Origin of the sequence: Bacillus seohaeanensis (genome assembly GCF_042684945.1) — a bacterium.
GTDB lineage: Bacteria > Bacillota > Bacilli > Bacillales > Bacillaceae_B > Rossellomorea > Rossellomorea seohaeanensis.
The window spans coordinates 251,177-278,153 of sequence record NZ_JBHUMF010000031.1 but is presented as its reverse complement, the minus strand read 5'-3'; the positions used below and the strand labels follow the sequence as shown (position 1 = coordinate 278,153).

At 36.1% G+C, this 26,977-nt stretch carries 32 protein-coding genes, 1 pseudogene and 1 riboswitch; of the genes and pseudogenes, 15 read left to right on the top strand and 18 right to left on the bottom strand.

The window, feature by feature from the left end; genetic code table 11:
- Positions 1–201: 201 nt before the first annotated feature.
- From ACFSUL_RS14685 to ACFSUL_RS14650, 8 genes and pseudogenes are all read right to left on the bottom strand, one after another.
- Positions 202–684, bottom strand: coding sequence for a DUF2798 domain-containing protein (locus ACFSUL_RS14685; RefSeq protein ID WP_071412100.1), 483 nt, complete (start codon positions 682–684; stop codon positions 202–204).
- A gap of 411 nt (positions 685–1,095) precedes the next feature.
- Complete coding sequence (locus ACFSUL_RS14680) at positions 1,096–1,254, bottom strand: hypothetical protein (RefSeq protein WP_377936626.1); 159 nt, start codon at positions 1,252–1,254, stop codon at positions 1,096–1,098.
- A 92-nt stretch (positions 1,255–1,346) separates the two neighbouring features.
- Positions 1,347–2,030 carry a VOC family protein gene (locus ACFSUL_RS14675; RefSeq protein WP_377936624.1) on the bottom strand — a complete coding sequence of 228 codons (684 nt, stop codon included), beginning with the start codon at positions 2,028–2,030 and terminating at the stop codon, positions 1,347–1,349.
- A gap of 107 nt (positions 2,031–2,137) precedes the next feature.
- Positions 2,138–3,016, bottom strand: a complete 879-nt coding sequence (locus ACFSUL_RS14670; RefSeq protein ID WP_377936622.1) for an alpha/beta fold hydrolase — start codon at positions 3,014–3,016, stop codon at positions 2,138–2,140.
- 255 nt (positions 3,017–3,271) lie between these two features.
- Positions 3,272–3,715 (bottom strand): cell wall hydrolase, encoded by a 444-nt coding sequence (locus ACFSUL_RS14665; RefSeq protein WP_377936620.1) that lies wholly within the window; start codon positions 3,713–3,715, stop codon positions 3,272–3,274.
- 208 nt (positions 3,716–3,923) lie between these two features.
- Positions 3,924–4,313 carry a DoxX family membrane protein gene (locus tag ACFSUL_RS14660; RefSeq protein ID WP_377936618.1) on the bottom strand — a complete coding sequence of 130 codons (390 nt, stop codon included), beginning with the start codon at positions 4,311–4,313 and terminating at the stop codon, positions 3,924–3,926.
- A 610-nt stretch (positions 4,314–4,923) separates the two neighbouring features.
- Positions 4,924–5,208, bottom strand: a complete 285-nt coding sequence (locus ACFSUL_RS14655) for a hypothetical protein (RefSeq protein ID WP_377936616.1) — start codon at positions 5,206–5,208, stop codon at positions 4,924–4,926.
- Between the two features lie 79 nt (positions 5,209–5,287).
- Positions 5,288–5,428 (bottom strand): annotated as a pseudogene (locus tag ACFSUL_RS14650) (IS1595 family transposase); the annotation flags it as partial.
- Positions 5,429–5,485: 57 nt separating this feature from the next.
- On the opposite strand from ACFSUL_RS14650, the gene ACFSUL_RS14645 reads away from it, so the two are divergent.
- Entirely contained in the window at positions 5,486–5,671 is a 186-nt protein-coding gene (locus ACFSUL_RS14645; protein ID WP_377936614.1) for a hypothetical protein, read from the top strand.
- 130 nt (positions 5,672–5,801) lie between these two features.
- Here the strand turns inward: ACFSUL_RS14645 and ACFSUL_RS14640 are convergent, their stop codons facing one another.
- From ACFSUL_RS14640 to ACFSUL_RS14625, 4 genes are all read right to left on the bottom strand, one after another.
- Positions 5,802–5,960 (bottom strand): hypothetical protein, encoded by a 159-nt coding sequence (locus tag ACFSUL_RS14640; protein ID WP_377936612.1) that lies wholly within the window; start codon positions 5,958–5,960, stop codon positions 5,802–5,804.
- 155 nt (positions 5,961–6,115) lie between these two features.
- Positions 6,116–6,772, bottom strand: coding sequence for a potassium channel family protein (locus tag ACFSUL_RS14635; RefSeq protein ID WP_071412094.1), 657 nt, complete (start codon positions 6,770–6,772; stop codon positions 6,116–6,118).
- Between the two features lie 116 nt (positions 6,773–6,888).
- Positions 6,889–7,035: riboswitch (cyclic di-AMP (ydaO/yuaA leader) on the bottom strand.
- A gap of 285 nt (positions 7,036–7,320) precedes the next feature.
- Entirely contained in the window at positions 7,321–9,519 is a 2,199-nt protein-coding gene (locus tag ACFSUL_RS14630) for a YhgE/Pip domain-containing protein (RefSeq protein ID WP_377936609.1), read from the bottom strand.
- Between the two features lie 413 nt (positions 9,520–9,932).
- A complete protein-coding gene (locus ACFSUL_RS14625; RefSeq protein ID WP_377936607.1) occupies positions 9,933–11,453 on the bottom strand; it encodes a glycine betaine uptake BCCT transporter in 1,521 nt (506 codons plus the stop codon).
- Between the two features lie 354 nt (positions 11,454–11,807).
- On the opposite strand from ACFSUL_RS14625, the gene ACFSUL_RS14620 reads away from it, so the two are divergent.
- Both ACFSUL_RS14620 and ACFSUL_RS14615 read left to right on the top strand, forming a co-directional pair.
- Positions 11,808–12,965, top strand: a complete 1,158-nt coding sequence (locus ACFSUL_RS14620) for an MFS transporter (protein WP_071412092.1) — start codon at positions 11,808–11,810, stop codon at positions 12,963–12,965.
- A gap of 203 nt (positions 12,966–13,168) precedes the next feature.
- Positions 13,169–14,068 carry an EamA family transporter gene (locus ACFSUL_RS14615; protein WP_071412091.1) on the top strand — a complete coding sequence of 300 codons (900 nt, stop codon included), beginning with the start codon at positions 13,169–13,171 and terminating at the stop codon, positions 14,066–14,068.
- 268 nt (positions 14,069–14,336) lie between these two features.
- On the opposite strand, the gene ACFSUL_RS14610 is transcribed toward ACFSUL_RS14615, so the two are convergent.
- Entirely contained in the window at positions 14,337–15,224 is an 888-nt protein-coding gene (locus tag ACFSUL_RS14610) for an HAD family hydrolase (protein ID WP_377936604.1), read from the bottom strand.
- A 398-nt stretch (positions 15,225–15,622) separates the two neighbouring features.
- On the opposite strand from ACFSUL_RS14610, the gene ACFSUL_RS14605 reads away from it, so the two are divergent.
- The 4 genes from ACFSUL_RS14605 to ACFSUL_RS14590 all read left to right on the top strand — a co-directional run bounded on the left by ACFSUL_RS14605 (position 15,623) and on the right by ACFSUL_RS14590 (position 19,035).
- On the top strand, positions 15,623–16,681 hold the full coding sequence (locus tag ACFSUL_RS14605; RefSeq protein ID WP_377936602.1) for a DUF3231 family protein: 1,059 nt from the start codon (positions 15,623–15,625) through the stop codon (positions 16,679–16,681).
- An 18-nt stretch (positions 16,682–16,699) separates the two neighbouring features.
- Positions 16,700–17,164, top strand: a complete 465-nt coding sequence (locus tag ACFSUL_RS14600; protein ID WP_377936600.1) for a hypothetical protein — start codon at positions 16,700–16,702, stop codon at positions 17,162–17,164.
- 169 nt (positions 17,165–17,333) lie between these two features.
- Complete coding sequence (locus ACFSUL_RS14595) at positions 17,334–17,978, top strand: cupin domain-containing protein (RefSeq protein ID WP_071412088.1); 645 nt, start codon at positions 17,334–17,336, stop codon at positions 17,976–17,978.
- Between the two features lie 259 nt (positions 17,979–18,237).
- Complete coding sequence (locus ACFSUL_RS14590) at positions 18,238–19,035, top strand: LysM peptidoglycan-binding domain-containing protein (RefSeq protein ID WP_377936597.1); 798 nt, start codon at positions 18,238–18,240, stop codon at positions 19,033–19,035.
- A gap of 399 nt (positions 19,036–19,434) precedes the next feature.
- Here the strand turns inward: ACFSUL_RS14590 and ACFSUL_RS14585 are convergent, their stop codons facing one another.
- Positions 19,435–20,439, bottom strand: coding sequence for a DUF3231 family protein (locus ACFSUL_RS14585; protein ID WP_377936595.1), 1,005 nt, complete (start codon positions 20,437–20,439; stop codon positions 19,435–19,437).
- Between ACFSUL_RS14585 and ACFSUL_RS14580 the strand changes: the two genes are divergently transcribed.
- The 4 genes from ACFSUL_RS14580 to ACFSUL_RS14565 all read left to right on the top strand — a co-directional run bounded on the left by ACFSUL_RS14580 (position 20,357) and on the right by ACFSUL_RS14565 (position 22,067).
- Positions 20,357–21,076 (top strand): CBO0543 family protein, encoded by a 720-nt coding sequence (locus tag ACFSUL_RS14580; protein WP_377936593.1) that lies wholly within the window; start codon positions 20,357–20,359, stop codon positions 21,074–21,076. The genes ACFSUL_RS14585 and ACFSUL_RS14580 overlap by 83 nt on opposite strands.
- Before the next feature lie 208 nt (positions 21,077–21,284).
- A complete protein-coding gene (locus ACFSUL_RS14575; protein ID WP_071412085.1) occupies positions 21,285–21,503 on the top strand; it encodes a DUF1659 domain-containing protein in 219 nt (72 codons plus the stop codon).
- A gap of 37 nt (positions 21,504–21,540) precedes the next feature.
- Positions 21,541–21,762, top strand: a complete 222-nt coding sequence (locus tag ACFSUL_RS14570) for a DUF2922 domain-containing protein (RefSeq protein WP_071412084.1) — start codon at positions 21,541–21,543, stop codon at positions 21,760–21,762.
- 167 nt (positions 21,763–21,929) lie between these two features.
- Positions 21,930–22,067 (top strand): YvrJ family protein, encoded by a 138-nt coding sequence (locus ACFSUL_RS14565; RefSeq protein ID WP_071412083.1) that lies wholly within the window; start codon positions 21,930–21,932, stop codon positions 22,065–22,067.
- 66 nt (positions 22,068–22,133) lie between these two features.
- Here the strand turns inward: ACFSUL_RS14565 and ACFSUL_RS14560 are convergent, their stop codons facing one another.
- Positions 22,134–22,340, bottom strand: coding sequence for a hypothetical protein (locus ACFSUL_RS14560; RefSeq protein WP_071412082.1), 207 nt, complete (start codon positions 22,338–22,340; stop codon positions 22,134–22,136).
- A gap of 255 nt (positions 22,341–22,595) precedes the next feature.
- Between ACFSUL_RS14560 and ACFSUL_RS14555 the strand changes: the two genes are divergently transcribed.
- Positions 22,596–22,991, top strand: a complete 396-nt coding sequence (locus tag ACFSUL_RS14555; RefSeq protein WP_377936590.1) for a (deoxy)nucleoside triphosphate pyrophosphohydrolase — start codon at positions 22,596–22,598, stop codon at positions 22,989–22,991.
- Positions 22,992–23,010: 19 nt separating this feature from the next.
- Here ACFSUL_RS14555 and ACFSUL_RS14550 read toward each other — a convergent pair whose 3' ends face one another.
- A complete protein-coding gene (locus ACFSUL_RS14550) occupies positions 23,011–23,934 on the bottom strand; it encodes an HNH endonuclease (protein WP_377936588.1) in 924 nt (307 codons plus the stop codon).
- 1,211 nt (positions 23,935–25,145) lie between these two features.
- Positions 25,146–25,565, bottom strand: a complete 420-nt coding sequence (locus ACFSUL_RS14545) for a VOC family protein (RefSeq protein ID WP_377936586.1) — start codon at positions 25,563–25,565, stop codon at positions 25,146–25,148.
- A gap of 247 nt (positions 25,566–25,812) precedes the next feature.
- Here ACFSUL_RS14545 and ACFSUL_RS14540 point away from each other — a divergent pair, with 247 nt between their 5' ends.
- From ACFSUL_RS14540 to ACFSUL_RS14530, 3 genes are all read left to right on the top strand, one after another.
- Positions 25,813–26,031 (top strand): DUF1659 domain-containing protein, encoded by a 219-nt coding sequence (locus ACFSUL_RS14540; RefSeq protein WP_377936584.1) that lies wholly within the window; start codon positions 25,813–25,815, stop codon positions 26,029–26,031.
- Between the two features lie 35 nt (positions 26,032–26,066).
- Positions 26,067–26,288 carry a DUF2922 domain-containing protein gene (locus ACFSUL_RS14535; RefSeq protein ID WP_071412084.1) on the top strand — a complete coding sequence of 74 codons (222 nt, stop codon included), beginning with the start codon at positions 26,067–26,069 and terminating at the stop codon, positions 26,286–26,288.
- A 71-nt stretch (positions 26,289–26,359) separates the two neighbouring features.
- On the top strand, positions 26,360–26,470 hold the full coding sequence (locus tag ACFSUL_RS14530) for a YvrJ family protein (RefSeq protein ID WP_377936581.1): 111 nt from the start codon (positions 26,360–26,362) through the stop codon (positions 26,468–26,470).
- Positions 26,471–26,581: 111 nt separating this feature from the next.
- Here ACFSUL_RS14530 and ACFSUL_RS14525 read toward each other — a convergent pair whose 3' ends face one another.
- On the bottom strand, positions 26,582–26,905 hold the full coding sequence (locus ACFSUL_RS14525; RefSeq protein WP_377936579.1) for a hypothetical protein: 324 nt from the start codon (positions 26,903–26,905) through the stop codon (positions 26,582–26,584).
- Positions 26,906–26,977: the final 72 nt, after the last annotated feature.

The following is a 26,977-nucleotide window of genomic DNA, read 5'->3' as shown; positions in this document are numbered from 1 at the left end:
TTAAACTTTATTATCTTTTAAAATTCAGACTCCTTGGACCCTTCGAAAAAAGAGCATTTTTTATGGAAGAATGCTGTTGAAAGTGGCATAATGTAAAAATTTACTATTGTCGGATGTTTTAGTAAAAGAGCAAGATATTGAAGCCCTTTTGGGAAACTTACCTAAAACAAGCAAGCTACCGGAAAAATAGCTTGCTCGTTTTTATACGTTTAATTCCGGCTTTTGTGTTGATGATTTAATGTATTTAGCTAATAGTCGACGTGAGATTGGCCCAACGATTAGTAACTGCGATGGAAGCGCCACAATAAAGTTTAGACCTACTGTTTTAAGGTAAGTTGTGAAAATGGAACCTTCAATCCCTACCATTAACGCCGTTAGGATAGTCCCGTAAACGGACATAATAAGAACCATTATAGGGACCATGCAAAAAGCAATTGCCATAATAAAATTAATTTCTTTCGACTTATCATAAGGTAGTGATAATGCAATTTTACGCGCTTGCGGTTCAACTAGCGACTCTGCGATAAAAGCGACAATAAATGTTATGATAAATTGAATTATTGCACTCCCTATTGTAAACGATGAAAATCCGTGTAAAGCTGTGTTGTAAACGGTCATAATAAGAACCATTCCAAAACATATAAATAATCCAAAAATAATACCTTCTTTTTTATTACGAGGCAAACAAAAACATCCTTTCTTTTTGAGCATAAATGTAATTATATATTCCCAAAAATTTTCATGTAAGTGACACTTTTGTGACTTTTATTTTAAAATATACTGTTTCCTTGACGTAATAAACAAGTTTATAGTTGACTTACTCGGTCTATCCGTTTATAATTATTATCTTTTTTACTCACATTTTAATTACATTCGAAAAAACCGCATCTATTTACGATACGGTTTACCTTATTTTTTATACTAGCGGCTTTTTAACCACTTTTGCTATCTATAGTAAGGTCTATTCCTTCGACTTCATCGGTATCAAAGATAGTTGTGGAACATCGCATATCTAAAATAAAATCATCCAAACATGTTCAAGGTACCTAGTACTTTCTATAATTCTTGCACCTGTTAACGAAAGAAAAAATAGCCTTAAAGTTTGTGAAGGTCATCCGCTTCTTGTTGTTCTTTTAATTTCTCCCTAATTTTTTCTACTTTGTTTATTTTTCTTAAAGTCAATAAAGAGAACAAAGTGACAACTATATAATGTAAAGAACTTATTTCTTTGCTTTGGTACATAATCTTCTCCATTAAGTCCCCTTCTTTCAAAGTCATTTTATATTTTTAAAAAAAGCATTCGTTACCGGCAGAAGTTGATTTCAAACGTAGGTATATCTAAGAATTTATTTTCGAAATTCAACCCTCAACTCCTCGCCTTCTAAGGTAATAACTTTATGGTTGTCAACTTCTATTGAAACAGGGTGGACTTCCGAATATTTATTTGAAAAAATCCATCGTCGTTGAGTAGGACCTAAAAGTAGAAAAGAACCGCCCTTCATTTCTCCCATAAAGTTCAGACTATCTTCTTCTAACGTTTCATTATTTCTTATTGGAATTCCGAATTGAATCAGTTTTTTGGCAACAGAAACGACTTCGTTAGTAGTAATATTAATTTCACTTATATTCAATACGCTCTTCGCTGAAAAAGTCTTGCTTTTAGACTTTGGCGACACTGCATATCTTGCTATAAATTCTACAATATTTCCCGAAGGATCATAAAAATAAAACGCATCTGCCTTTGAATACTCAAAGTGAGCTTCATCCTCATCTTCTTCCTTATTCAACTTTACTCGTTTAGTTGCCCATTCTTTCGCCTCACCAAATACGTTTGTCGGGATATTAAAAGCAAAGTGGTAGAACGGGAGACTATTCAACTTATTTTGCTTTATTTCCAAAATACTTTCTCCTACCTTAATTTCAAAGCCAAGTTCATTAGAATTAAGTTGTTCAAACCCTAAAATATCAACATAAAATTTTTTCATTTCTGTTAAATCATTGCTGTACAAAATAACTTTATTTATCAACACAACAATCCCCCCCTGATTGAAAAGTTGTTTTGCTCATTCCACTCATTTACTTCGTTAGTAAAAAACTTATCTGCTTATTGTAGATAGGCATCCGTTTGCTTAATAAATTAGTAATAGTTTTTTAGAAACTCTATAATCTCTTTGTTTATTTTTATTAAATGTTCCTCTGATGGGAAATGGCCCATATCATAGGTTTGAAACGCAGTTAAGTTTGGGATGATTTCTTTAGCCGCTTTATTCAATCTGTTTTCAGGGAAAAAAATATCCTTTTTTCCCGCTATGATTAAAGTGGGTGAAGTATAATTTACCAATTCCTTCTTTTCAGACGTTTTAGGCATTTCTTGTTCAAGTTTTATGTATTTAAATACGTCACCGATAATTTTTTTATCCATTTCTTTCATACTGTAATCTGACATAATGCCAGCGATTTTATTAAGGTGTTTTTCTGATGACGTAACATGAAAAAGGACTAAAGGAAGTAAAATATCTTTCATCATTTTTATTTTAGAGCCTAACCTTATTCCTGCTGGTGATACTAATATGGAACAATCAATTTTATCTGGCATAAATGTAGCTAATCTTAAAATGATTCCAGCACCGTAAGACGGACCAATGAATGCACTACTATCAATAGCAAAATAATTCATCAATTCTTCTATCCATTGAGCAAAGCTATTATCCTTCGCTGAAATTCTATTTTCCGCACTGTATCCTGGATGACCAATTGTATCTGGTGCGTAAATTCTATACTTGTCTATTAATGGTGAGAACCACGATAAGGTCATTGGATTGATACAATTGCCACCCTGAAATATAAAAATCGGTTTCCCTTCTGGTGGGCCTGATACAAGAAGATGCGTTTTTCCATAACTTGTCTCAACATAAATTCGTTCGACATTAAACGTAAATGATTTTATATACCGTTCATAGTGTTGGGTGATAAATCGTTTTCCCTCTTCACTTTTATAAATAGTTTCTTTTCCCATAATGCCCCCCAGTCTTTAGTAAAGCCGTTCACAAAGAAAACAAGAGAAATTAGCAATAAGACATTTATAAGGTTCATTATACTAATCAACCCTAACACTACTAATTACGACAATTTCTTCAACTCTCCTGCTTTCTACAATAAACTTCAACAAAAGAAGCGTTAATACAGGAAGAAATACGTTTCTGTTAACTGATTCGTCTAAGCACATTAAGTATTAGTAAAATATGTAAAAAAGCTCACTCAAAGAGTAAGCTTAACCCCCGGTATAAACGCTATCACATGTTTCCGCTTTTGGTTCATAATAACAATGATTTTTAAATTGACCAGCAAAAGGTTGATCGTACCAAGTTGGAGGGCATGGAGCATATGGATTAAAATACCAAAGAGCATATTTCCCTGGGTGTTGTCTCCAATACTTCAAATTCTTTTCTGCTAATTTTTTATCAACAGTTCTCGCTCTTTGATAAAACACATTACCTTTTTGGACAGCTTCAAAAGAGTAATTTCCTCCTTGTACTTGATAAATGACGTGTGGAATGGTTCTTAAATCTTTAAAATCTAAACAATTTGCTTTAAGACGATTAACAATTACATTACCAACATATAACATTCCTTGTTTTCCTTCACCCTCGGCTTCCGCTCTCATCATCCTCGCCATTAAGGCAACGTCTGAACTTCGGTAATTTACCCTTGGCATTTTTTCACCTCCAAACTATACTATGAAAAAAACCCTATATTAATGTTTGATGTTCAGGCTGTTTTCTAAAATATTATTACGTTTACCAACAATTGAAAATGCAGAGTGGATTGGAGCAGAAGACACTCGCCCCCCACGGGATACAGAGGAAAAGTCGAGACCGAACAGACGGAACGGTCCAAACAACCTTTCCGAAAACAGGCATTATTTATAAACGAGAAGGTTTTTTCTCCAAAATACCTTTAAAGCTATCTTTGTAATAAAACAACAAATAACCATAAGTGATGACAAGAACTACTGCTAAAAGAAGGAGCGAAGGGTCCAAGAACAAATGGAGTAAAAAAATGTTGGCTATAATGGGAGACAATAATGCAAGGGCTAGTGGGACGAACAGGTTGATTAGGAGCAAAATTCCACATATAATTTCTAAAGTTTTTTCTGCAATTAATAAATAGTCCAATTCAAATAATGCCATTGCTTCGGGGCTAGTTTCTATAAACGGTTCCAATCCAAGGAAGACAAAATAACCGTTGACACCTGCAACTAAAAAAATTACTCCTAAAAATAATCTGCATAGTTGCATAAATATATGAGTCAAAGTGCACACCTCCTACTAAGTACGTTCAAAAATCAGGGAAGTGCGTTATGTCCTGCATTCCGTTGCTCGAACTACAGTCAAGTCCCCCTCTATATAAGTAGTAAGAATACCTTAAATATATATATGTTAACGAGGGAACTAAACATTCTATTTGCAGCTTGAATAATTGAAAAAACGCACTATTTTTCATATGCCTTTTCAAAATACCAGAATGAGAGAATACCATATAGTGGAACGGAGATAATCATACTAATAGCTAGATTGACAACTTTTAAAAAAGTATTATCGCGGACATTAAATAATAAAAGTAGCAGCGAATCGAATAGTGTAAATAGAAAAATCCCGATAATCATTATACCTATTGGGATCCCGCGGACTTTACTAAATGCAATATATTCAAACCCTTTTATAACCGACTTTTTATTTAGGCTCTTTTCTCATAGATTGTTGTTTTGGCTTATGAATTCAGCCCGTTGATTTCCGCTACAGGCACTTGCTTTCCGTGGGGAGGAATGGGAGCCTCCTCGGCTTCGCCTGTGGGGTCTCCCACTTCCCTCTCTTCCCACAGGAGTCAAGTGCCCTCCGCTCCAATCAACTCAGTGGGGTAAACTTAGTTTTCCGTCAAAAAGCAACAATCTTTACGAAAATAGCCTTTATTTATAAGGAATAATACGGAAAGCACCGTTATGGATAAGATAATCCCTTTCACTTCCCCGTGAAAATTATTGACTTCGCCCACTATTAAGTCGCCAGCTAATACGGTAAAAAGAGCAAACAGTGCAGCAAAACAAAAACAAATGAAGAGATAATAACAAAATTTCATGAAAGATACTATTAATCTCGAATCTTCCTTTTTCGTTGACTTTTTTTCTCTTTGATCTTTGTCGTTATTCACCACCATCCTCCAAAAAATGATCAAACATGGATTTTTTGCTTATTAAACAATCTACCCTTAATGAAATCCGCCTTATTACTCATTTGGAAAAATTTGATAACATAAGTTTATCATAGGTCACATCCGTTGAGAATAGGCCGCTTTCAATAATCATGTTTCTGATCGTTGCATCGTTAGCGCGATACCTGGTGTGGTCGGGGAACGGAAAACATTTCAAATAACGAAACCGATTACGCATGAAGAACGTATAAAAATAGATAAGGGAGGAATCGAATAAATGAATGTTTCCGAAATGAAATGCCAAAGTTGTGGAGGAAATTCCTTTGTAGAAGCAACCGATTTTATAAACCTTCGCCCACTGGGTAAAAAAATGGCGTTTGGTTCTGAGAAAATTTACACCGTTTGTTTGGATTGCGGGGAAGTTGTCTCCATAAAAGTAAAAAATCCAGAAAAGTTAAAATAGTGCACTTCTCCAGTTGATAGATGATTAAAATGAAAGGAGCTTATCAGGCTCTTTTTTTATGATGTACCAACAATGCTAAACCTCATGATAAAGATAGACCCCTCCTCCAACACGGAAGGGGGCCTTTCTATTATACTATCTTCGTCTTTCCACATTCCTGACATTTTCGATAAAACTTACCATCTTCCATTCTCGATTTAAAGACATTGTTGCCACACTCACATCTACCACTATGTTCATCAGGCTCGTCTTTATAGTAAACCGTTACTCCTTCATTTTCGTTTGTCATAAGGCAAAAACTCCTTTACTAGTTCAAGTTTTTCATGGAATTATTATAACATATGAAAAGGAGCGAACTGAAAAGCCGATGCTCCTTTAATAATTAATTTATGACTAATAATAAAGTTATAGTTAGCTAGCTTTTAACTGAACGAAAAGACACCCCTAGACCCCTTCTTTTTCAAAACGGTTGATATCACGGTTATGGCCGATGACAATTAAAATATCTTCCTGCAAAATAGCTTCCTCTGCCGCAGGGGAAACAATAACATCTTTTCCTCTTTGAATAGCTATAATATTGCAGCCATATCGTGCTCGTACATCTAAATCCAGTATTGTTTTGTTTGCTACCTTTTTAGAAGCATATACCTCCACAATGCTGTGCTCCTCCGATAATTCAATATAATCAATAATTTTATCCGACGTAATATGATGAGCAATTCTTCTAGCCATATCCTTCTCTGGATGTATAACCTTATCGGCACCAATTCTGTCTAAAACCTTTTGGTGATAGAGATTAGAAGCTTTGACCCAAACCTTTTTAATCCCTAATTCTTTGAGTAAAAGAGTAGTTAGTACACTCGCTTCAATATTTTCCCCAAATGACACAATAACATGGTCAAAATTTCGGAGTCCAAGTTGCTTAATAACACTTTCATCCATAGCATTGGCTTGTACTGCGTGTGTCGCTCGCCCCATATATTTGTCTACTACCTCTGCATTACGATCAATCGCTAATACTTCCATCCCAAGCGTACTTAATTCTTCTACCAAATTCCCGCCGAAACGGCCTAAGCCTATGACTGCAAACTGTTTTTTCATGCTAATCTCCTCCGTAAAATATCCCGCTAGTTATTGCTTATCTTCCATACCTTCCTTAGCAAAAAATGAACACAAAAAAACCACAAGGAACGAAGCCTGTGGTTTGTCACACAAGTATGTATCCCCCAAAACGCTTACGAGGTTAGCTGTCGGATTCGGGTTATGGAAGTAACCCTACCTTCTACCTGAAGGATTCACCCCGAGTAGAAAACGTCTCTACTATTTGGGTCCCCCGCTCCATTAGGATTAAGCGAAAAAAATTATAGAATTGATAATGAATATATTACGCTTGTGTTTTTTAAATGTAAATACATTAAAAACGTCAAATAAGTTAATAAACAGGGAAATTTAGGTAAAATTATAGCAAATTATAAATTTCTCTTACTTTTTTCCTAGAACGTTTACTAATTTTACAATCTACCTTTCTTCATACTATTGGTAAAAGTACTGGAAAAATCAATTATGTCCTCTAGCGAAATGTTTCTTTGTATACATTAAGGGAGAATAGAAAAAGCCTTGCAGAGTTGATACAAAGCTTTTTCTATATGTTAGTGAAACAATCCAGATTCTTTTGATTTTTCCATGAATGTTTTAGCCTTCCTCCCTATTGGACCTTTAAGGACGGTTCCGACTAACAAGGCAGTGAAACCAAAAATCATTAGAAACAGGAGATCGCGATAAACTCTTTCCCAAACAATGCCTCCAACCGCTTCTCTCATTAAATCAATCGCATAAGAGAAAGGTAGGAATGGATGAATCGTTTGGAAGAATTTAGGTAGCAAAGCGACAGGATAGGTGCCTCCAGCTCCAGCAATTTGCAGAACGAGTAACACAATCGCCATCGCTTTTCCTACATTCCCAAATACGGAAACGAGGGTATAGACAATCAACATAAACACCAAACCGCAAAGCAATCCAAATAAGATAAACCATAACCGTTCCGCGATATCAACCCCAATAATGAAGATATCTCCCGATGCTACCACAAGGGCTTGAAGTAGCCCAATACTAATGAAAGTAAAAAGTTTGCCAAAATAGATTTGTTTATCAGTTAAACTTTCTGAATTTATTACATCTGTAGCTAACAGGGATATTAGTAGCAGGGCGCCGACCCATATTGCAAGCACTGTATAAAAGGGAGTCATGCCTGTTCCGTAGTTAGCGATAGGAAATAAACTATTTTTATTGAGTTGAACGGGTTCCTCGAAAAATCCTTGCTCTGCATCTGGATCATTTTGCAGTAGCTTGATTATCTCATCAATATCTGTTTCCCCCTGGATTTCTCGAATACGCTTAGCTAATTGCTTAACTTTTTCGTTGACGTATGGAAATTCACCTGTTATATGCTTGAGAATTTCTTTCCCTTCTCCTAGGTTTCCTTCTGTATTAGAGAGAAGTTTTTCCACTTCTGGTAAAGTAGATTGTATCTCTATCAAGATTTCTCTAGCATCCCCCAACGTTTGCTTGGCACTAGCTACTTCTTGCTCGACAGTAGGTTCAATATTTTCCTGATACTCTTTGACAAATGCATCGATTTCAGTTGCTGTCGTATTCGCTTTTTCCTGCAATTGAGCGATAAAACTATCCACTTCCTGTTGTTTATCAGCAAGAAAAACCGTTATCTTTTGACCATCTTCTTGTATTGTCTGCATTGCCTTCTTCAAAACAGCTAATTGTTCTAGAGCCTGATTGATTTGTTCTTGATTTTGGTTCTGCTCTTGAAGCTGACCTGTACTTTCTTCCCCTTGTTCCCTATTATTCTGCTTTTGAAGTTGCTTTAGTGCAGCCTCCACTGCTTCTAAATTCTTCATGGAATTTACTATTTGCCCATCAATCTGTTCACTAATTTGCTTTCCTTGACTCAAATTAATATCAGAAGATTGTACATTACTAATAAAATCATTCACTTTTTTCGCCATAGCTTGTACCTGTGCTAAATCCTGTTGAACTAGAGGAGCAATTGCATTCAAGCGATCCTCCGCTTTCTTTAAGAATTCCGTCGTGTTATCTATGGTCTGCAATCCATCACTTGTTACTCGATTTGCTTTTGGAATCAGTGCCTGTGCATCATCAATAATCCCCTGAATACTTTGTACATCTGACAAAGATCCATTTAATACATCATGAATCTCCGGAAACTTTTTTTCCATTTGAAAAATATATGCTTCAAATTTCTTTATATCTGGAAGGTCCTTTTCTATTTCAAGACCTAGATTATTAAACATATCAAAAATAGTACCATTGACTGTGGAAATAAAATTGCTCGTAATTTGATCCACAATCCCCCCTGCACCTGATTCAGTGATTTTAGGTGCAATTGCATTGATTTTTTCATTAACATAATATTCTACACTTGCCTTCTCCGGTTGATCATTTATGACTGTACCCAACTTTTCAGAAAAATTTCTTGGAATAATGATGACGGAAAAATAGTCTCCGTATTCCACCTTATCCATCGCTTCCTCACGATTAACAAACTGCCAATCCAGCTTATGGTTCTTCTTCAGTTCTTTAACTAGTTCATCTCCAATATGTATTTCCTTATCACGAACTGTAGCTCCCCTATCTTCATTAACAATTCCTACCGGAAGCTCATCCGTCTGACTATAGGGGTCCCAGGAAGCCTCAATATTAAACCAAGCATATAAAGACGGCAATAACGTTAAGCCCCCAATGAGTATCGCTGCAACCCAATTGGTAGCAATATTCTTTACATCCTTTGTAAAAATGCCCCAGATATGTTTCATCCTAACCTTCCTATCTTTAGGGTAGATTCTAGATGTCCCTCATTTTACTTCAATATTTAGTATGCATTTTTTGATCTCACTTATTAACAGGATATGGTTTACCATAACGTTAAATAGGGATCCGTTGTTTATAATAGCCACTCTTGTTCAATCTCTAGAGGGAAAATCACGATATTCTCTAAGTCATGATTTTCACCTTCTGCACCTTTTGATAGATTCACCTGTTGAAAATAGGGGTATTAAAAACTTCAACTATAAAATAGACGCTTATCCTAATTAAAGGAAAAAGCGCCCTTTTCTTAAATAACGATAGTGCTTTAATTTATGGAGAAAACTCACTACTATTTGGCATAGCATAATAACTCGTAAGTACTTATAAAATTAAAAAGAGGTTTGGTCCTAAAAGTTGCTTTTTAAGAGTTCTTTTTAGGATAATTAATTTTACCAATACCTAGTTCTTTCCCCTCCCTATAGATGGCTTTAATGAAACTAATAGTCATCAGTAGCATGATAATAGAGAAAGGTAAAGCAGCAATAATCATTGTGTTTTGCAAGGCTTGAAGTCCCCCTGTATATAGAAGAGCAAGTGCTGTAGCGGAGAGCAGTATGCCCCAAGTTAGTTTAATGGTATTACCCGGGTTTTGCGCCCCACCAGTAGTCATCATCCCTAAAACAAATGTTCCTGAATCGGCAGAAGTAATAAAAAACGTTCCAATAAGCGTAATAGCGACAATCGAAGCAACCATGCCTAATGGGTAATTAGAAAAAACACCGAATAATGACTCTTCTGTTGCAAGAGAGGAAATAACATCAATCCCATTGTGTTCAAGTGAAATTGCTGTTCCTCCAAAAGTTGCAAACCACAAGAACCCAACGACTGACGGAACAAGTAGAACAATAAAGACAAACTCTCTTATGCTCCGTCCCTTAGAAACTCGAGCTATAAATATACCTACAAATGGCGACCATGCAATCCACCATGCCCAATAGAATATCGTCCATGCATTAATCCACTCTCTTACCCCTTCATTAAGTGGAGCTATCCGAAAACTCATAGCTGGAAGATTCTGCACGTATGCTCCAATCGAACTCGTAAATAAATTTAATATAAATAACGTTGGTCCAATAATAAAAAGTAACCCCAACAATAAGACAGCTAAAGCCATGTTCGTATTACTTAAGATTTTAATTCCTTTACCTAAGCCTGTCCAAGCCGAAAACATAAAGAGGACGGTAACAATAGCTATAATAATACATTGCATGATAAAGTTAACAGGTATATCAAACAAAAAGGATAATCCACCATTGATTTGGACAGCACCGAAACCAAGTGTTGTAGCTACCCCTATAACGGTAGCGATCACAGCAAGAATATCAATAACCTTCCCGACAATCCCATCCGCACTCTTTCCGATAATTGGATGTAAGGTGGCACTAATTAGTCCAGCTTTGTCGTGTCTGAAATTAAAGTAAGCTAATACTAGTGCCACAATCCCGTATATTGCCCATGCGTGAATCCCCCAATGAAAATAGGTAAATCTCATGGCATCTTTTATCGCTTGTTCCGTACCTGTTTCCCCCGTAGGAGAGCTGATTGCATAATGACTGATAGGTTCAGCTGTTCCCCAAAACACAAGCCCTATCCCCATTCCGGCACTGAACAACATGGCAATCCAAGTAGGCCTGGAGAATTCAGGCTCCTCTCCTGGCTTACCGAGTTTGATTCTTCCTACTGGGGTAATTAAAAATGCCAAACATACTAAGACAAATAGTGTCACCACAATTAAGTAGTACCACCCCAATTTATTTGATATAAATGCTTGAACATCCGTTGTAATTGTCTCTAACCCCTTCGGCCACAAGACACCTACAATAACAAGAACCAACACAATTCCTGCCGATATTTTGAATACAGGTGTGAATTTTTTTAACATTATATGAAGGACTCCTTTCTGCTAGAAAATGACACAATTGTCCTCCCCATAAACATTAATACATCGCTGAAAAGGTGGGACCGGGAGTTTTAAAAAATGGTCTATGACATTATTATCTTTAGGACTATTACTTTTATTCACCTTTTCTCAAACCCGGGCCCTTTTGGTTATTTTTATAGAAGGAAAGCAATCTGATTTAAAAAGCATAAAGCAATGGGTTACATCTAACCGAACGAAATTGTATACATTACATTTTATTAAGTTTAGAATAACTAAGTAGCAAAAACAGGCTTGATACAGGCTAGTTTTATTCGATTACTAAGTAATGATTACGATAATGAAAGGTGTCTGAAAATGGATAAACGTGTATATTTACTAACGATTGTCTCGTTTGTTGTCGGGATGATTGAATTAATTATTGGTGGCATCTTGGATTTAGTGGCAACAGATCTAGGAGTTAGTGTTGGACAGGCTGGGTTATTAATTACTATTTTTTCGGTGACCTTTGCCATTTCAGCTCCGATATTATCCGTTTTAACAGCGAAAATAGAACGGAAACGCTTGACGTTAGTCACTTTATTCGTATTTCTATTTGGAAACATTGTAGCTGTCTTTAGTCCTACCTATTCCATTCTATTTCTTTCCAGGATGATTTCCGCTGCCAGTAGTTCCTTGCTTATCGTTTTATGTGTCGTCATGGCTGCTAATATTGTCGAGCCAAAATATCGCGGCCGAGCAATTGGAATTGTGAACATGGGTGTCAGTGGTTCCCTTGTATTAGGTATCCCAATTGGATTAATGCTTGGAAATACGTTTGGTTGGAGAGCACCATTTATATTTATCTCTGGGCTAACTGTACTATCCATTACAGGAATTTATTTTTTCATGGGCAGAGTAGCTTCAACATCACAAGAAGTAGCGCTTAAAAAGCAACTGGCAGCACTCAAGAACCGCAAAATATTATTTGCCCAACTGACTACAGTTATCCTTCTCGCTGGGCACACAACTCTATATGCTTATTTAACACCATTTGTAAAAACAACAATGGGATTAGAAGGAACATGGGTAAGTGCCATCTACTTTATTTTCGGTTTAGCTGCACTAAGTGGTGGAGTTGTCGGTGGTACATTAGCAGATTGGTTAGGTCCAAAGCCTACGATTCTTGCCACTATTACCATCTTTGGCTTTGCTATTTTCTCGATTCCATACACTACTTTTGCCTTACCTGCTTTCTTAATCGTTTTGGCTATATGGGGGATGATGAGTTGGGCAGTTACACCACCGATGCAAAGTTACCTAATGAAAACATCACCAGAAACATCGGATATTCAGATCAGCTTAAATAATTCAGCAGTCCATCTTGGGATTGCCTTTGGTTCTTTTGTAGGTGGGATTGTAACGGAACTGGCTTCGGTGGAACAGAACGCTACTGTTGGAGGATTGTTTGCGATTGTAGCTCTTGGCACAGGGCTAATTTCCATGGTAAGAAGACGAAGTAGAGCATTAATTTAAGCGTGCCTATCTAGCCTTTGCTGTGAAAACAGGAATGATACAGCTGTTTTTAACGGAAAACTAAGTTGATTTCCGCTACGGGCAGAATGCAAAGACCCTTTAGAAGATTTCTAAATTCATCCAAAAAGCCTTAAACGCCCTCTTTCCGCCTTTTTATGATATAGTAATATAGTTATATTTCAGGCAGCTAGGAGGGTCTATTTATGAAACTGAATAAAGGGATTCTATTTGTTTTATTAGGTGGTGCCTGTTTTGGTTTCACACCGATATTTGCCAAACTGGGATTTAGCTACGGCTACTCACTTGGCCAAATTACTATTGTCCAAATGATCATTGCTTTCTTGTTATTATGGTCTTTCACCTTTTTAAAACGCTCGAGTTTCAAAGGGATTACAAAGAAAAATATTCCTCAAATCATGATTACTGGTTGTTTTGTAGGGTTAACCACTATTTTTTATTATGCATCGATGCAGTATCTGCCAGCCTCCCTTTCTATCATTCTCATGTTTCAATTCGTTTGGATAGGGATCATACTGGAGTGGATTTTTAGCAAAATAAAGCCTACACCAATAACAATATTGTCGATTATTCTCATTATCGTTGGTGTCTATTTTGCCTCGAATATTTCAAATGGAAACATACAAGGTCTTCCTATTAAAGGATTCGTTTTTGGTATTCTATCGGCATTCACTTACGCCGGGTTTATCTTTTTCAGTGGAAAAGTAGCTGTAGATGTGGATCCATGGGTTCGAACTTCCTTAATGGTAACAGGCTCAACTATCTTAGTACTTGTCCTCTTTATGCGGGATATCCCATCTATAATGCCGCTTGAGATAAATTTGGTAACGACTGCGGTTGGGGTTTCGTTATTTGGATCCGTCCTTCCACCATTATTCTTTGCGGTGGGCGCCCCGTTAGTTTCAGGAGGAGTCGCCAATATTTTAACCTCCATTGAATTACCCATTGCTATTCTATCGGCTAGTTTAATTTTATCTGAAACGGTAACGCCGCTTCAGTGGGTCGGTACGGCTATTATTTTAGCATCTATCTTCTTGAATGAACTTGGTAGTACCCTTTTAGAGCGCCGTAAGTATCATTATTAGGTTCACAAGCATTGGTAAATGAACATTTTAGAACGATGGTGTATCAACAAAAATATGGGTACGAATCATTATACGATTCGTACCTCTTTTCGCTTTTCAAAAATGTGACTGTTTTCTATATAATTGAAAAAAAGGTTGCAAAACATAACCTTAAGATAGGAAAAAAGTGAATCATTTCTTACGATTTTTCATCCATGCTACTCTCCCAAATAACTGCATAAGAAAAGACGCTTTTCTTATGACAGAATAGCGTCCAAATGGTAGAAAATTATTTAGTCTCTTTTATAAAATCTTGCTTATTAGTACTAGAATACTTAGATTTAAGATAATGGTATACTCCGTCTTCGTCGCAAGTGAATTCGGTAATATCATCGACTACTTCTTTAATGGGATCGGCTGCATTTTTCATTGCTACAGCGTACTGAACAAACTGAAACATCTGCAAGTCATTATTACTGTCACCAATAGCCAGCGTTTCTTCCTGAGATAAATGAAAATGCTCCAACATTTGTTTAATTCCTGTTGCTTTGTTTACGTTTGCCACCATCACTTCCACATTGTGCTCAGAAGATGTAGAAGTGGTAAAATCTATTTCTTGCTTTAGTTTTTCTAGTTCATGTTTCCAACTGTTGATAGATTCTTTTTTTCTAGCAAAAAAGTAAAACTTTGAAAACGCACTTTCCTCTATGCTATCCTTCCACACAATCTCTTCTTTGATTGCTTGCTTCCGTGACAACCACTCATTATCCCCAACACTATCTGGCTTAGGATCTCTAATTTCATCTTCCATGTATTGCTTATCTTGTTTTAATGTAACTCGGGATGTTCCATATGGGAAAAGCTCATAATACACGTTATTTTCTCTTGCTTTTTCAATAATAGTTTCCACCAACTCCACGGAGAGCGAATGCTCAAATACAACGTCTTCTCCTACATACCCAGCCATTCCATTCGACGTAATGACACCATCTACTTGAAAGCCTTTTGGTACGATTCCTTCTATTTCATCAACCGATCTACCAGTAGCGATAAAAACAAACATCCCCTGATTTCGTAAATCGTCAATTATTTCTTTCGTACGCATACTCACCCTATTTTGGTGATTTAATATTGTACCATCCATGTCTAGAAAAATGGCCTTAGGTTGAAATCCCACTACTTCTCTCCCCCTATTTTATAAAAAAGTTTATTTAGCAAGTATACACCTTACTATTTCCAGCCTCAATAATAGTAGCTAGTGAAATTACAATAATCACAACTAGATTTCTATAGCATGAATCAGTCAACATTTTCACTCTTTCAAGAGGGCTGCCTTTTTCTAATTACTCTATTCGTTTTCCCATGTCAAGAGAAATAGCTTCTTTTTTACTATACCTATAGAGATTAACTCATGAATACCATCGAATGACGAATTTCTAGTGGTAAAGGAGCGTTTCATCACCGCTATCTCCTTCAAATATTCATCCCAAGAAATAGGAAATCTTTCTTTTTCTTACTAATATTTTTACATACAACAACAAATAATAGGCGTATTACAAGCATTGGAGGATGACGATGGACAAAAACACCTTTAATGAGAAACAAACTGCAGAGCATCAACAAAACAAACAGTTAAATTCTGCTGAATTAGCTGATTTATTTAGTAATTACCTTGGGGATTCTTTATTTTGTTGTGTGTTTAAACACTATCTCCAAGTCGTAGAAGATGAAGAAATTAGAGATTATGTTAAATTTGCTTTAGAACTTTCTACTAGGCACGTGAAAGAAATCGAAGCTATTTTTACAATGGAACATATTCCGATTCCCGTCGGTTTTGGAGAGCAGGATCTTCGAAAAGATGCTCCTCGCCTTTTCAGTGATATGTTCATGGCTTTTTATATTGTTCAAATGTCTACCTCTTCCTTATTCACTTACGGAAGTGCCTACTCTTCTGCAACTAGGCAAGATATCGTGAACTATTTTCGAAACTGTATCAATGATTCATCCGAAACTTATGAAAGGGGATTACATATATTACTGTCAAAAGGAATGGATCTTAGTTCTCCGACGATACCTTATGCAAAAAAAGTGGATTTTGTTGAGAAAAAATCGTTTATTTCTATTATTACCGGAAGAGATAGACCGCTTATCGCTAATGAAATCAAGCATTTACAATATAATATCAACACAAATATTTTAGGGAAGTCCTTAATGTTAGGTTTCAGCCAAGTTGCTTCTTCAACAAAAATCAGAAAGCATTTCCAAAAAGGAGCGCAACTATCTTCAAATCAAATAGAGAGCTTCTCTCGGCATTTAACAAGTCAAGATCTTCCTGCTCCCAAATTAATGGATGCACATGTGACGGATTCTACTACTCCCCCTTTTTCCGATAAACTGATGCTGTATCATGGATCATTAGCAGGAAACATCGCTGTACAAAACTTTGGTGCTGCCCTTTCCCAAATGTTAAGGCACGACCTAGCAGCAGAATTCATTAAGTTAATTCCTTTAGTAGGTAAATATAACAACGACGGTTTAAATATGATGATTGAACGCGGCTGGTTTGAAGAGCCCTTTACAGCACCGGACAGAAATGAACTAGCAAAATCGTCACCGGGGACAACGTTAAAATGAAAGTAGGATGACAACAATGTGAATAAAAATACATTAGAAAAATTAGTATGGTCTATCGCCTTTCCTGGTTTTGGACAACTTTTAAACGGTAAATATATAAAAGGGATATTTCTTATTTTTCTAGAAGTTATAGTGAATGTTCAATCTAATTTTAACAGTGCAATCCTTTCAAGTTTTCTTGGAGATATTTCCACTTCTATTGAGCAAGTGAATTTCCAGTGGCTCCTATTCTACCCGTGCTTGTATTTCTTTTCGATGTGGGATGCCATCAAAGATGCAAATAAAGGCCGAGATACTTCTCCCCTTTTATTTCTTCCCTTTGTCTTTTCTGCTTATTTTGTTACGGTAGGAATAATGTTCTCTACAAAAATCACTATTTTTGGTGTATTGTTGGGGCCTATTTTTTTACCAATGCTATTTGTCATACCTGGTGTAGTCATTGGGTTACTACTCAGGAAAATACTGTTACTCTTTCGTCAATAAGAATGCAAAGTCGTCTTCCTCTTCCCATTTATATGTAAGAGGAGTACGAACACTGGCATTCTTTTTTGCCATTCTGCTCCACTCCATTCACTTCTAACACCAAAATGCCCATATATGCATAAGATGCCTAGAAAGTTTGATATTTTACTATAAAAAGGTGATCAAATTTATGGTTTCTTATATGGATTACACTTCTCCATCAACCCAATATGCTTTTGATGTAAATAAAAGCCCTTTATTTAAAAAAGATAATAAAAACTATATCAATGTATTAGGCGTCAATCAGCTAAATACATTGGAGAATGTATCATTGCTAGATATTTTCTTAAGCAAAAATAATATTGTAGAACCACATTATCATCAAAATGCTGCTGAACTCGTGTATTGTATTTCCGGAGCAGCGGTTGTATCCATGCTAAATCCCTTTACTAAGCAAATTCTTAACTACGCTATTACTCCTGGGCAAGTAGCAAATATCCCACAAGGTTGGTGGCATTATGAAATTGCTTCCGTCGATAACACGCACCTTTTAGCCATTTTTGATGCGCCTACTCCTGAAGTAATTTTAGGTTCTGATATCCTAAAATTCACTCCTGCAACTATTATGGCTCATACTTATTGCATCGATGAAAATCAATGGAAACAAGTGACCGCACCTGTTAAGCCTACAACGTATATTGGTCCAAATAAGAATTGCTCAAAATCAAAAAACGCAAAAAATCACAATCAACCGTTACCAACTAACCAACACTCACATTTTCCACATCAATACGTACCTTACTATCCCCAATATAGAACCACTAACTATGTATAATTATGGGGACTGCCTAAAAAGTCGGGAGAAAAGGACCTTTTGGACAGCTCTTGTTTTCCAACAATGCATTCTAAAAGGAGATAAACCACAAAAAAGCACTAGTAACAGTAATAGTACTGCAACTAGTGCCTTCTTGTTTTGTTGGCTAGAAAGGTTATTCCTCTCTTTTTGTGCCTGGCACCCGGATTCCTAATCACCACTCCTTAAGTAGACGAATACCATGGATAGGGATAGTAAAACGAACATAGGAGTGATTGTAATGCCTATCGTTGATGGTACTTCTCTTGTTTACACAGTTCAACAAGGAAACACATTGTATTCCATTGCCTCGAACATAGGAGGAACCGTTCCTCTCCTAGTAGAAGCAAACGCCGTTTACCCACCTGTTACCGATCCCTATCTCATTTTTCCTGGTCAAGTATTAGTTATTTCGAAACCTGGTAACAGACAAGTTCATCACATTGTTAGCACCGGAGATACGCTGAATAAGATTAGCAGGCGGTATTCAACAAGTGTTTCGTTGCTCCAAGGCATAAATCCTTCCATTACTAACCCTAACCTCCTTTATCCAAATCAAGTTCTTCAAGTTCCTGCCCTTATTTACTTAGTCGAACAAGGAGACACATTAAACAAAATCGCTCAACGCTTCGGTATTTCATTATCGACCTTACTTGAAGCAAATCGCCAACGCCCTGGTATCTCACCTGATGTTGTCTATCCTGGATATCAACTCATTATCCCGCTTCCAACTTCAACGAACATTGTTGTTTTTAACCCGCTTCCAGGAACAATCATTCGCGAAGGGCAAAAGCTTAGAGGATTTGCCCGTGCATTTGAAGGAACAATCCTCTATCGTATTATGGATGAGAACGATCGAATCGTAACAGAAGAATCGCCTATTCAAACAACAGCAGGTGCCCCTGCATATGGCTCATTTTCCACTTCCATCATATTCAATCAGCAACCGACTACTCCATCAGGGGAATTATGGGTCTACACACGGAGCCCACGTGATGGAAGTATTCAAGATTTCGTTTCATTGCCTGTACTATTTTAAGACAGTTTTTAGAAAGAGGTTGTTTTCTAAAAGATTATTGCTTTTCACAACAGTTGAAAACATAAAGTGGATTGGAGCGAAAGGCACTTGACTCCTACCGGAAGAGAGAAAAGCAAGTGCCCGTAGCGGAATCAACGGGTAGCATTTATAAGTAAAAACAGTAATCGATGAGAAAAGAACCTAATAAATTAAATCTAATACTTTCTCAAATCAGACCTTTTCGGTTCTTTGATCTTATGTATGGCTGTATTCCCTATTTCTCTCACGGTTTGTAACACTTTCACTTGTCCCCATACGATGTACTTTTTTGTAAAGTCCCAATCCCCCTCACTTTTACTACACTTTAAATAAAAAATTACCGCAAACATGTGGTAGTTAAATTCCTTCTATATTTTTACGCTAACTTTTCCCTTGTAACTTTTTAAAATCTAATTGTTGAGGGGCTTTTTCTATCCACCCATTTTTAATGGAAATTTTCGTTCCCGCATTTGCATATTTTACAGTTTGTGCTGTTAAACTTGTATATTCTGCGACTAAGTCACTTCTCATGCTCGCCCCAATACCTAATCCCATATTTCCAATAGAAATTGAATTTAAAGAAGAAAGAAGCCCCATTATCAACTTATCTGAAAAAGGAGACGTTGTACTATTAGTTAAAGCTGACTCCCAAGTAAATGGTGCGTTAATCTTATCATCTGACAAAATTTCATTTAATGATGAAATAATTTCCCTACTTAATCTAATTCCTTTTTGACAATAGCTTTTAACTTCTTCGTTTTCGGTAACTTGTGCAAAGCCTAGTATTAATGTTTCACCAATTAAATTTGCTTCAATATTATTAGATAAATGGGTAATTTCTACTGCCAACAGAGGTCTTTTATGTAATGTTAAATATCCGGCCATAAAATTTTCATCTTGAATAAATTCCACTTTCTCTGGATAAGCGATGTTTGGAGATCGAACTAAAATTCCCTTTACACTCATTAAATCTCCAACCCTATTATATAGTTCTGCACTCTCATTCAAAGCAGCTAGGTAAAAGGACTTTATATCATCACGATAAGAAGTTCCTAATGCCATACCATTAATATTCGCTCCTTGCCTTCCCATATGTTGTAGAAAACGCAAGTAAAATAAATCAGAAAATAATTTTGGGGAATTTTCAACTACATCAGATTTTGTATACCCTTGGGGAAGTGGTATTTTTTCCTCTTTAAAAATAGTAGAAATAGTATCTAAATGACCCACTGATAGCTTTTTTGAATGATTGAGTATCTCTTCAATTTCTTTGTCTTCCACAACTGATAAAAAATGATTCATAATGCAAATGTTCATACTATCTGACATATATGAACCCCATAAATTAGCTAATTCAGCTGAAGACAACTTAGGATTATGCTCCATAACAAAACCTCCTTATTATTACAATTATTTACAACTCAAGGGAAATTATAAGTTTAAAGATACTTATGACACTTTTATCCATGTCCTCTTCATAAGTCTTAAAACACTACGGAATAAGTACAATTTTTTTATAAATACTAGTAAGGAGGTGATCGCTTTTGCAGAAAAAATTATTAAGTTTTTTTGTTGCTTGGGACTACTGTTAATTCCATTTGCTTTTAAAAGAGAAAATTTAAAAGAATGGCTTTTAGTATTCTTTGTAAAAGGCTATATAACAAGCTTTATTGGTCATTTTGCAGTAAAGGGTAGGCAAATTTCTTATCCTATTCGCTTCTTGCCAAAGTTTTTCAAAATAAATGTTGTTTTTGACTATTTACTTTTTCCAATACTATGTGGTTTTTATAATCGAACATCATTTTTTTCAACGCCTATTACTACTATATTTCAAGCATTACTTTATAGCATGCCCATGACCATTTTAGAAGTAATCTTGGAAAAATATACAGACCTTATCAAGTATAAAAATAGTTGGAACTGGATGATTACATACCTTACATTAGCTATAACCTTTTTATTTGTTCGCCTCTTTATGTTCATAACTAGAAAGCTTCATATAGAAACAGACAGATCATGTTGACGAATCTATTAGCGGGAAAGTCTTTTCTTAAGCTAGGAAAATCTTAAGAATCCTAAAATGGCTCTTTTCTCATGGGTGGTTGTTTTACTTATAAATTCTGCCCGTTGATTTCCGTTAAAAAGCGACAACTCCTTTTAAAACTTTTTTCAAACAGGGTGTCCTTTTCCCCTTTCAATCCCTATATAAGGGTCGAAAGGAGGTGCTACACATGGCAAGTGCAAACTTAAAAGATCTTAAGCTTCGTCTTATGTACAATGATGGCGTCGATGAAGACGGGAAACCTGTATTCCAGTACAAAACCTACAGCAACATCAACCTAAATGCGACACCGGATGCGATTCATCAATCCGCACACCAGTTAGGAAGTCTATCATCTAAGACACTAATCAACGTGGAGAAAAATGAAAGTTACGATATTAATGCGTAACTGGACAAAAAAATAAGGAAATGGAGGTGACGACCTCATGGCAAAAACACTAGAACTTCAATTTGCTACACAATTTGGGAAAGTGGCGAAACTTAATCTTGATGACCCAATCGAACCTGTGGATCCAGCTGCTGTGAAAACAGTGATGGAGACAATCATTGCCGATAACGTTTTCCAAAGTTCGAGTGGCGCGTTAGTTGGGATTAAAGGCGCAAGAGTAGTGGAGCGGAATGTTACGGAATATGAAATAGAGGCGTAACCAAAGGAGAACTGGAACGAAGGGAGCACCTAGTTCCAGTTCTTTTTTTATAAAGCTGTTTTCATAAAGTTTGTTATCTGTAGGCCACTGAACCGTCCCTTTCCATTGGTGTTAGATGCAACAACCTTTTAAAAACAGCCTTTTAGAAAGAAGGGAGTGAAAAAATCGTGGATCAAGTGATTCCTTTTATTTCTGAAGTAGGGTTTCCGATTGTCGTGACATTGTATCTGCTTTATCGCATTGAAACGAAGCTAGATGCGGTCGTAACTTCGATTCAAACCTTGCCGGAGAAATTGAGAGAATAGTAGAATGAAAAACAAAAAGTGCCGAGCTTCTCCTGGATAATGGAGAAGCCAGGCACTTTTCATGTACTATTCACCACATATTAATCGCAACATTGCTTTCGCCTCTTGCAATACCTCTTTTTCATCATCCCCACGAAAAATATATGTCTGTTCATTATTAACCGTCATATGTATCTCGCCTTGACTCCCCTCTCGTAAAAAGCCTATAACCGTGAAGGTAGCACTCCATTTTTGATTCAGAGCTAAAGCATACATTTTGTAGTTCATATCCATGTTGATTTTATCCCTCTCCGTTATAATTTATAGTGGAAACGATGGTATAAATAAAGATCAGTATAATGAAATATTATCATACTGTTCCTAATTTTTACAATAATATAAATCAATAGCTCTATTACCTTGATAGTAATGATTTGTTTATATATAACTTTGGGAGCCTTTATAGTCCATTGCCACTTCTCCATTCTGCTAACAAGGTTCAGAAAATGGTATGATGGTTACGATAAAGAATTTCATAGGAGGATTACATTGAAAAAACGAGTAAAAGTTGTCGCTGCAATTATCGAAAATGAACAAAATGAAATTTTATGTGCATTGCGCTCTCCGAGTATGTCTATTCCGAATATGTGGGAGTTTCCCGGTGGCAAAGTGGAGAAAAATGAGGATATTCATTCCGCGTTGGTGAGAGAAATAGAGGAAGAACTAGATTGTAAAATTAAAACGGCCGCATTGTTTCATGATAACACGCATGAATACGAAACATTTATTATTAATCTATTATCCATCAAGTGCAAAATAGTCGAAGGTACCCCAACTGCTAGTGAACATTCTAAGCTAATTTGGTTGAAAAGAGAAAATCTTGATTCATTAAAATGGGCACCTGCTGATATTCCAGCGGTTGAGCAGTTAATTCGGGGGAAATAGTCTTCTCATGAAGCGAAGACTATTCCTTTTTAAAAATATTCCTCTTATGCCACTTAAAATACACTTTATTTTCAGAATGAATCTTTATCTTCGTCCTCGGTTTTAACCCATATTTCAAATAGTCTTCCTCACAAACTAAAGAAGAAATGTGCAAACGTCCTTGTCCATCAAATGCAATAAACCCATTCGTATAAAGGGCATCATGATTACAGCAAAGCAGCACGCCGTTGTATGGATCAAGACGTTCCTCATTTGTGCTATCTTTCCAAGGTTTCGAATGGGTCGCTTTTAGTAGTTCTGGTAAATCAATACCACATAGCGCGCACTTCCCCTCCCATAGGGGTAGCAAGCCTTTTCTGAACTTTTGCTGACCTAGTCGGATTTTCGTTTTTTCCTCGGATTCTGTTTCCGCGATAACGGGTATTAATGTATTGTGTTCCGTTCTTCTGATATCCTCTACCGCAAACTCTAATTGCTCCTCACTTACTCGATAAATATTCGACTCACTAATTAGTTCTAGCAATTTAATTGCAAGTTCTTCATTGCACGGATACAAATACCCTTGATTCCCATTCCCATCCTGCTGGAATGGAGAATATTTAATCGGTAACAGCGGGGAGATTTCCGTAAACTTATCACGCACATTAATGGGTACATCTAATTCATGGTATTCTAAATTCACTAAATAACCTTCGTCCTTCTCTCTATGATGACTTGGCTTGCTAGATGGCTTGCTAGCTTCTTTACAGTCTTCACTAGCAATGCTTATCGCAACAAAGTTCCCTTTGACATAGTGAAACACCCGGTCTCCTTCTTTTACTTCCGTCATTCGTTCCCATGAGTGATTTATATTTCCTCCCCTATCCCATTTTGTGGACCAAATAATGCCCAGTTCTTTATCTTCATGGTAAGTCTGACCTTGCATGACAATGAAATTATTCAAATCGCTTCCCCCTAAACCGTATACTTGTTTCGCTCTCTCTATTTTACCTTAAATAATTCATTAAATTAACTCTGATGCCTTTTCGTAACTTTTACATTTATTTTTCTTTCCCCTACATAAACGTTAGATACTAACATACATTAGGGATAATCCGCCCCTTATTCAACCGCTTCTTTACTTCAATAAAAAAGCTATTCTCCTTCTTGAAGAATAGCCATCCGTTACTATACTCTTAAACGATATTTCTCAAACAAATATTGAAATCCATATAAGAAAAAAGCTTTGTAATAAAAATAAAGAAAGAATTGAAAGTGGTTTATTTTTACCAGTTTATACACTTTTAGTTTTGTACAAATCTCCGTCACAGGGAAAGTGAAGAAAAGTCCACCAATAGCATTTAGTAACATAAATTTTTTAAAATTCCCATAAGACCATTTTAATACTGCCATGGCCATCAGAAACATAGGACCAACAAGAAAAGGGATTTCATTTTTTAAAGTGGAATGAGGATTGTTATAAAAAACCCACCATTTCCGACGTTTCCCAATTTGAAGATCTAAACTACATAATATTACAGCAAGAATAGCCGAGGGTAAAAATCTCTTGTTCGTTCCCCGTCCCAAGAAAGGGATAAAAAGCCATGACACGATCATTATTGAGATATTGAATAACATCTGGTTTTTCTTTGACATAACAGAACCCCTTAAGTAAATATTGACCTTATTATTTCTCCCCATTGCTTAAGTTCCCCTACCTTAGCTCATTTATAATGGAACAAGTAATCAAATATTGCCCCTTTAATTCACTTTCGTACTTAGTCAAGAAAAACATATTTTCGAAAGTTAATCCCCTCCGATCTCCTTCTGTTTTCTTATATAGATTATCTTTTTCAAGCGCAATGTTATATACGAAAAGATACGCCTGTTAATTTTACGTTTAGTGCTCCAAGACAAACCTTGTTTACTTTTATACAAATTTTTGAAAGAAGGTGTCTTTTTCTACTTTCTCCCCTATATAGAAGGCGAAAAAAGGTGCTACACATGGCAACAGCTTTATTTAGCAGTTAATTCATGCAGGAAATGGCAGTATAACTTTTGCATAAAAATAACCCCAACCATACAAGGTATTGAAATAGGAACTTGTATAGTTAGGATTTTTAATTTGTAACGATATTTAACAATCACGCCCGTTTATTGAAAATCAAAACTTTTTTATTCCGATATCAGATATTTTTCTTTGAATATTGGACTTAACTCACTCCAAACATCAAATTTATTACCATCTAAATCATAAAAAACAAAGTTCTTCCCAGTGTGTCCCCTATTTTCAATCTCTCCGACTTTTATTTCTTTTTTTATAAAGTCACTATGGAGTGCTTCTAGTGCAGTTAAACCATTAACTTCAAATGTTAAAGAGAAACGCTCTTCACCGTAAATATCATAAAAGTTTAAGCTTTGGTTATCTTGGGATTTAACCAAAAAGATGCTTTGATTTGCAAAGTTAAGAATTGCTTTGTCTTCGTCTTTATAGCTCAACTCTGCCCCCAATTTGTTTACATACCATTCTGAAGAAAGTTCAACATTCGTAACAGGAATATAAATAGTTCCTACCCTGAGTAACTTTTCATTCATTCTATCAGCTCCTTTTAATAACTTGATAACATAAGTAGATATATTATCCTTTTATGTGCCTTTTCCCTTCTATTTTCCTACATAAATTATTTTTTTCAGGTGCAATGTTATACACGAAAAAATACGCCTGTTGATTTTACATTTAGTACTCCAAGACAAACCTCGTTTACTTTTATACAAATTCTTTAAACAAGGTGTCTCTTTTTCCCTTTCTCCCCTATATAGAAAGCGAAAGGAGGTGCTAAATATGGCAAGTGCAGATTTAAAAGATTCGAAGCTTCGTCTTATGTACAATGATGGCGTTGACGAAGACGGAAAACCCGTATTCCAGTACAAATCCTACAGCAACATCAACCTAAATGCGACGCCGGATGCGATTTATCAGTCGGCACATCAATTAGGAAGTCTATCATCTAAAACACTACTCAACGTCGAGAAAAACGAAAGTTACGATATTAATGCGTAACGAAACAAAAATAAGTATATGGAGGTGACAACCTAATGGCAAAAACACTAGAACTTCAATTTGCTACACAATTTGGGAAGGTTGCAAAACTTAACCTGGATGACCCAATCGAACCTGTGGATCCAGCTGCTGTAAAAACAGTGATGGAAACAATCATCGCCGATAACGTGTTTCAAAGTTCAAGCGGTGCGTTAGTTGGGATTAAAGGTGCGAGAGTGGTGGAGCGAAATGTTACAGAATATGAAATAGAAGCATAGAAAAAAGAACTGGAACGAAGGGATTACCTTGTAGTTCCGGTTCTTTTTTATAGGGAAAGAAGTGAGAAATAGTGGATGAAGTGATTCCTTTTATTTCTGAAGTAGGGTTTCCGATTTTGGTGACATTGTATCTGCTTTATCGGATTGAAGCGAATCTGGATGTTGTGGTTACGTCGATTTAAACACTGCCTGAGAAATTGAGAGAATAATAATTTAATTAAAAAGTGTGAGACTATGTCTCGTTAAAAAAGGACCACCCTCATCATTTTTAGAAACTTTCGTTTACACTGAAATCAATGCATAGTAAATTCGTTACTTAAGTCATAGGTGACAAATAATAATTCAATAGCAGACATAGACGGTAGATATTCAATAAATTCCTGTGCATATTTTTCATCTTCGAAAGCGCTTTCGAATAATTTAAAACCAACAATATACTCGTTTTCATTTCCAGTTTCCTCAACAGCGTATATCTTAACTATTTTCTCCGTTGCACTATCAGAAGAAAGAACTACTAATGATCCTACTCCTTTTGCTACTGGGTTTAATACTAATGCTTCGATATTCATCGATTTAATTAAAGAATCTTCCGTAATAAGTGTTGGCAAATTAAACATATGGTTCTCCTCCAGGTTCATTCCTATCATGTATGAATGAAATTTATTTTTTATGATTTTCTGTTTCAACTA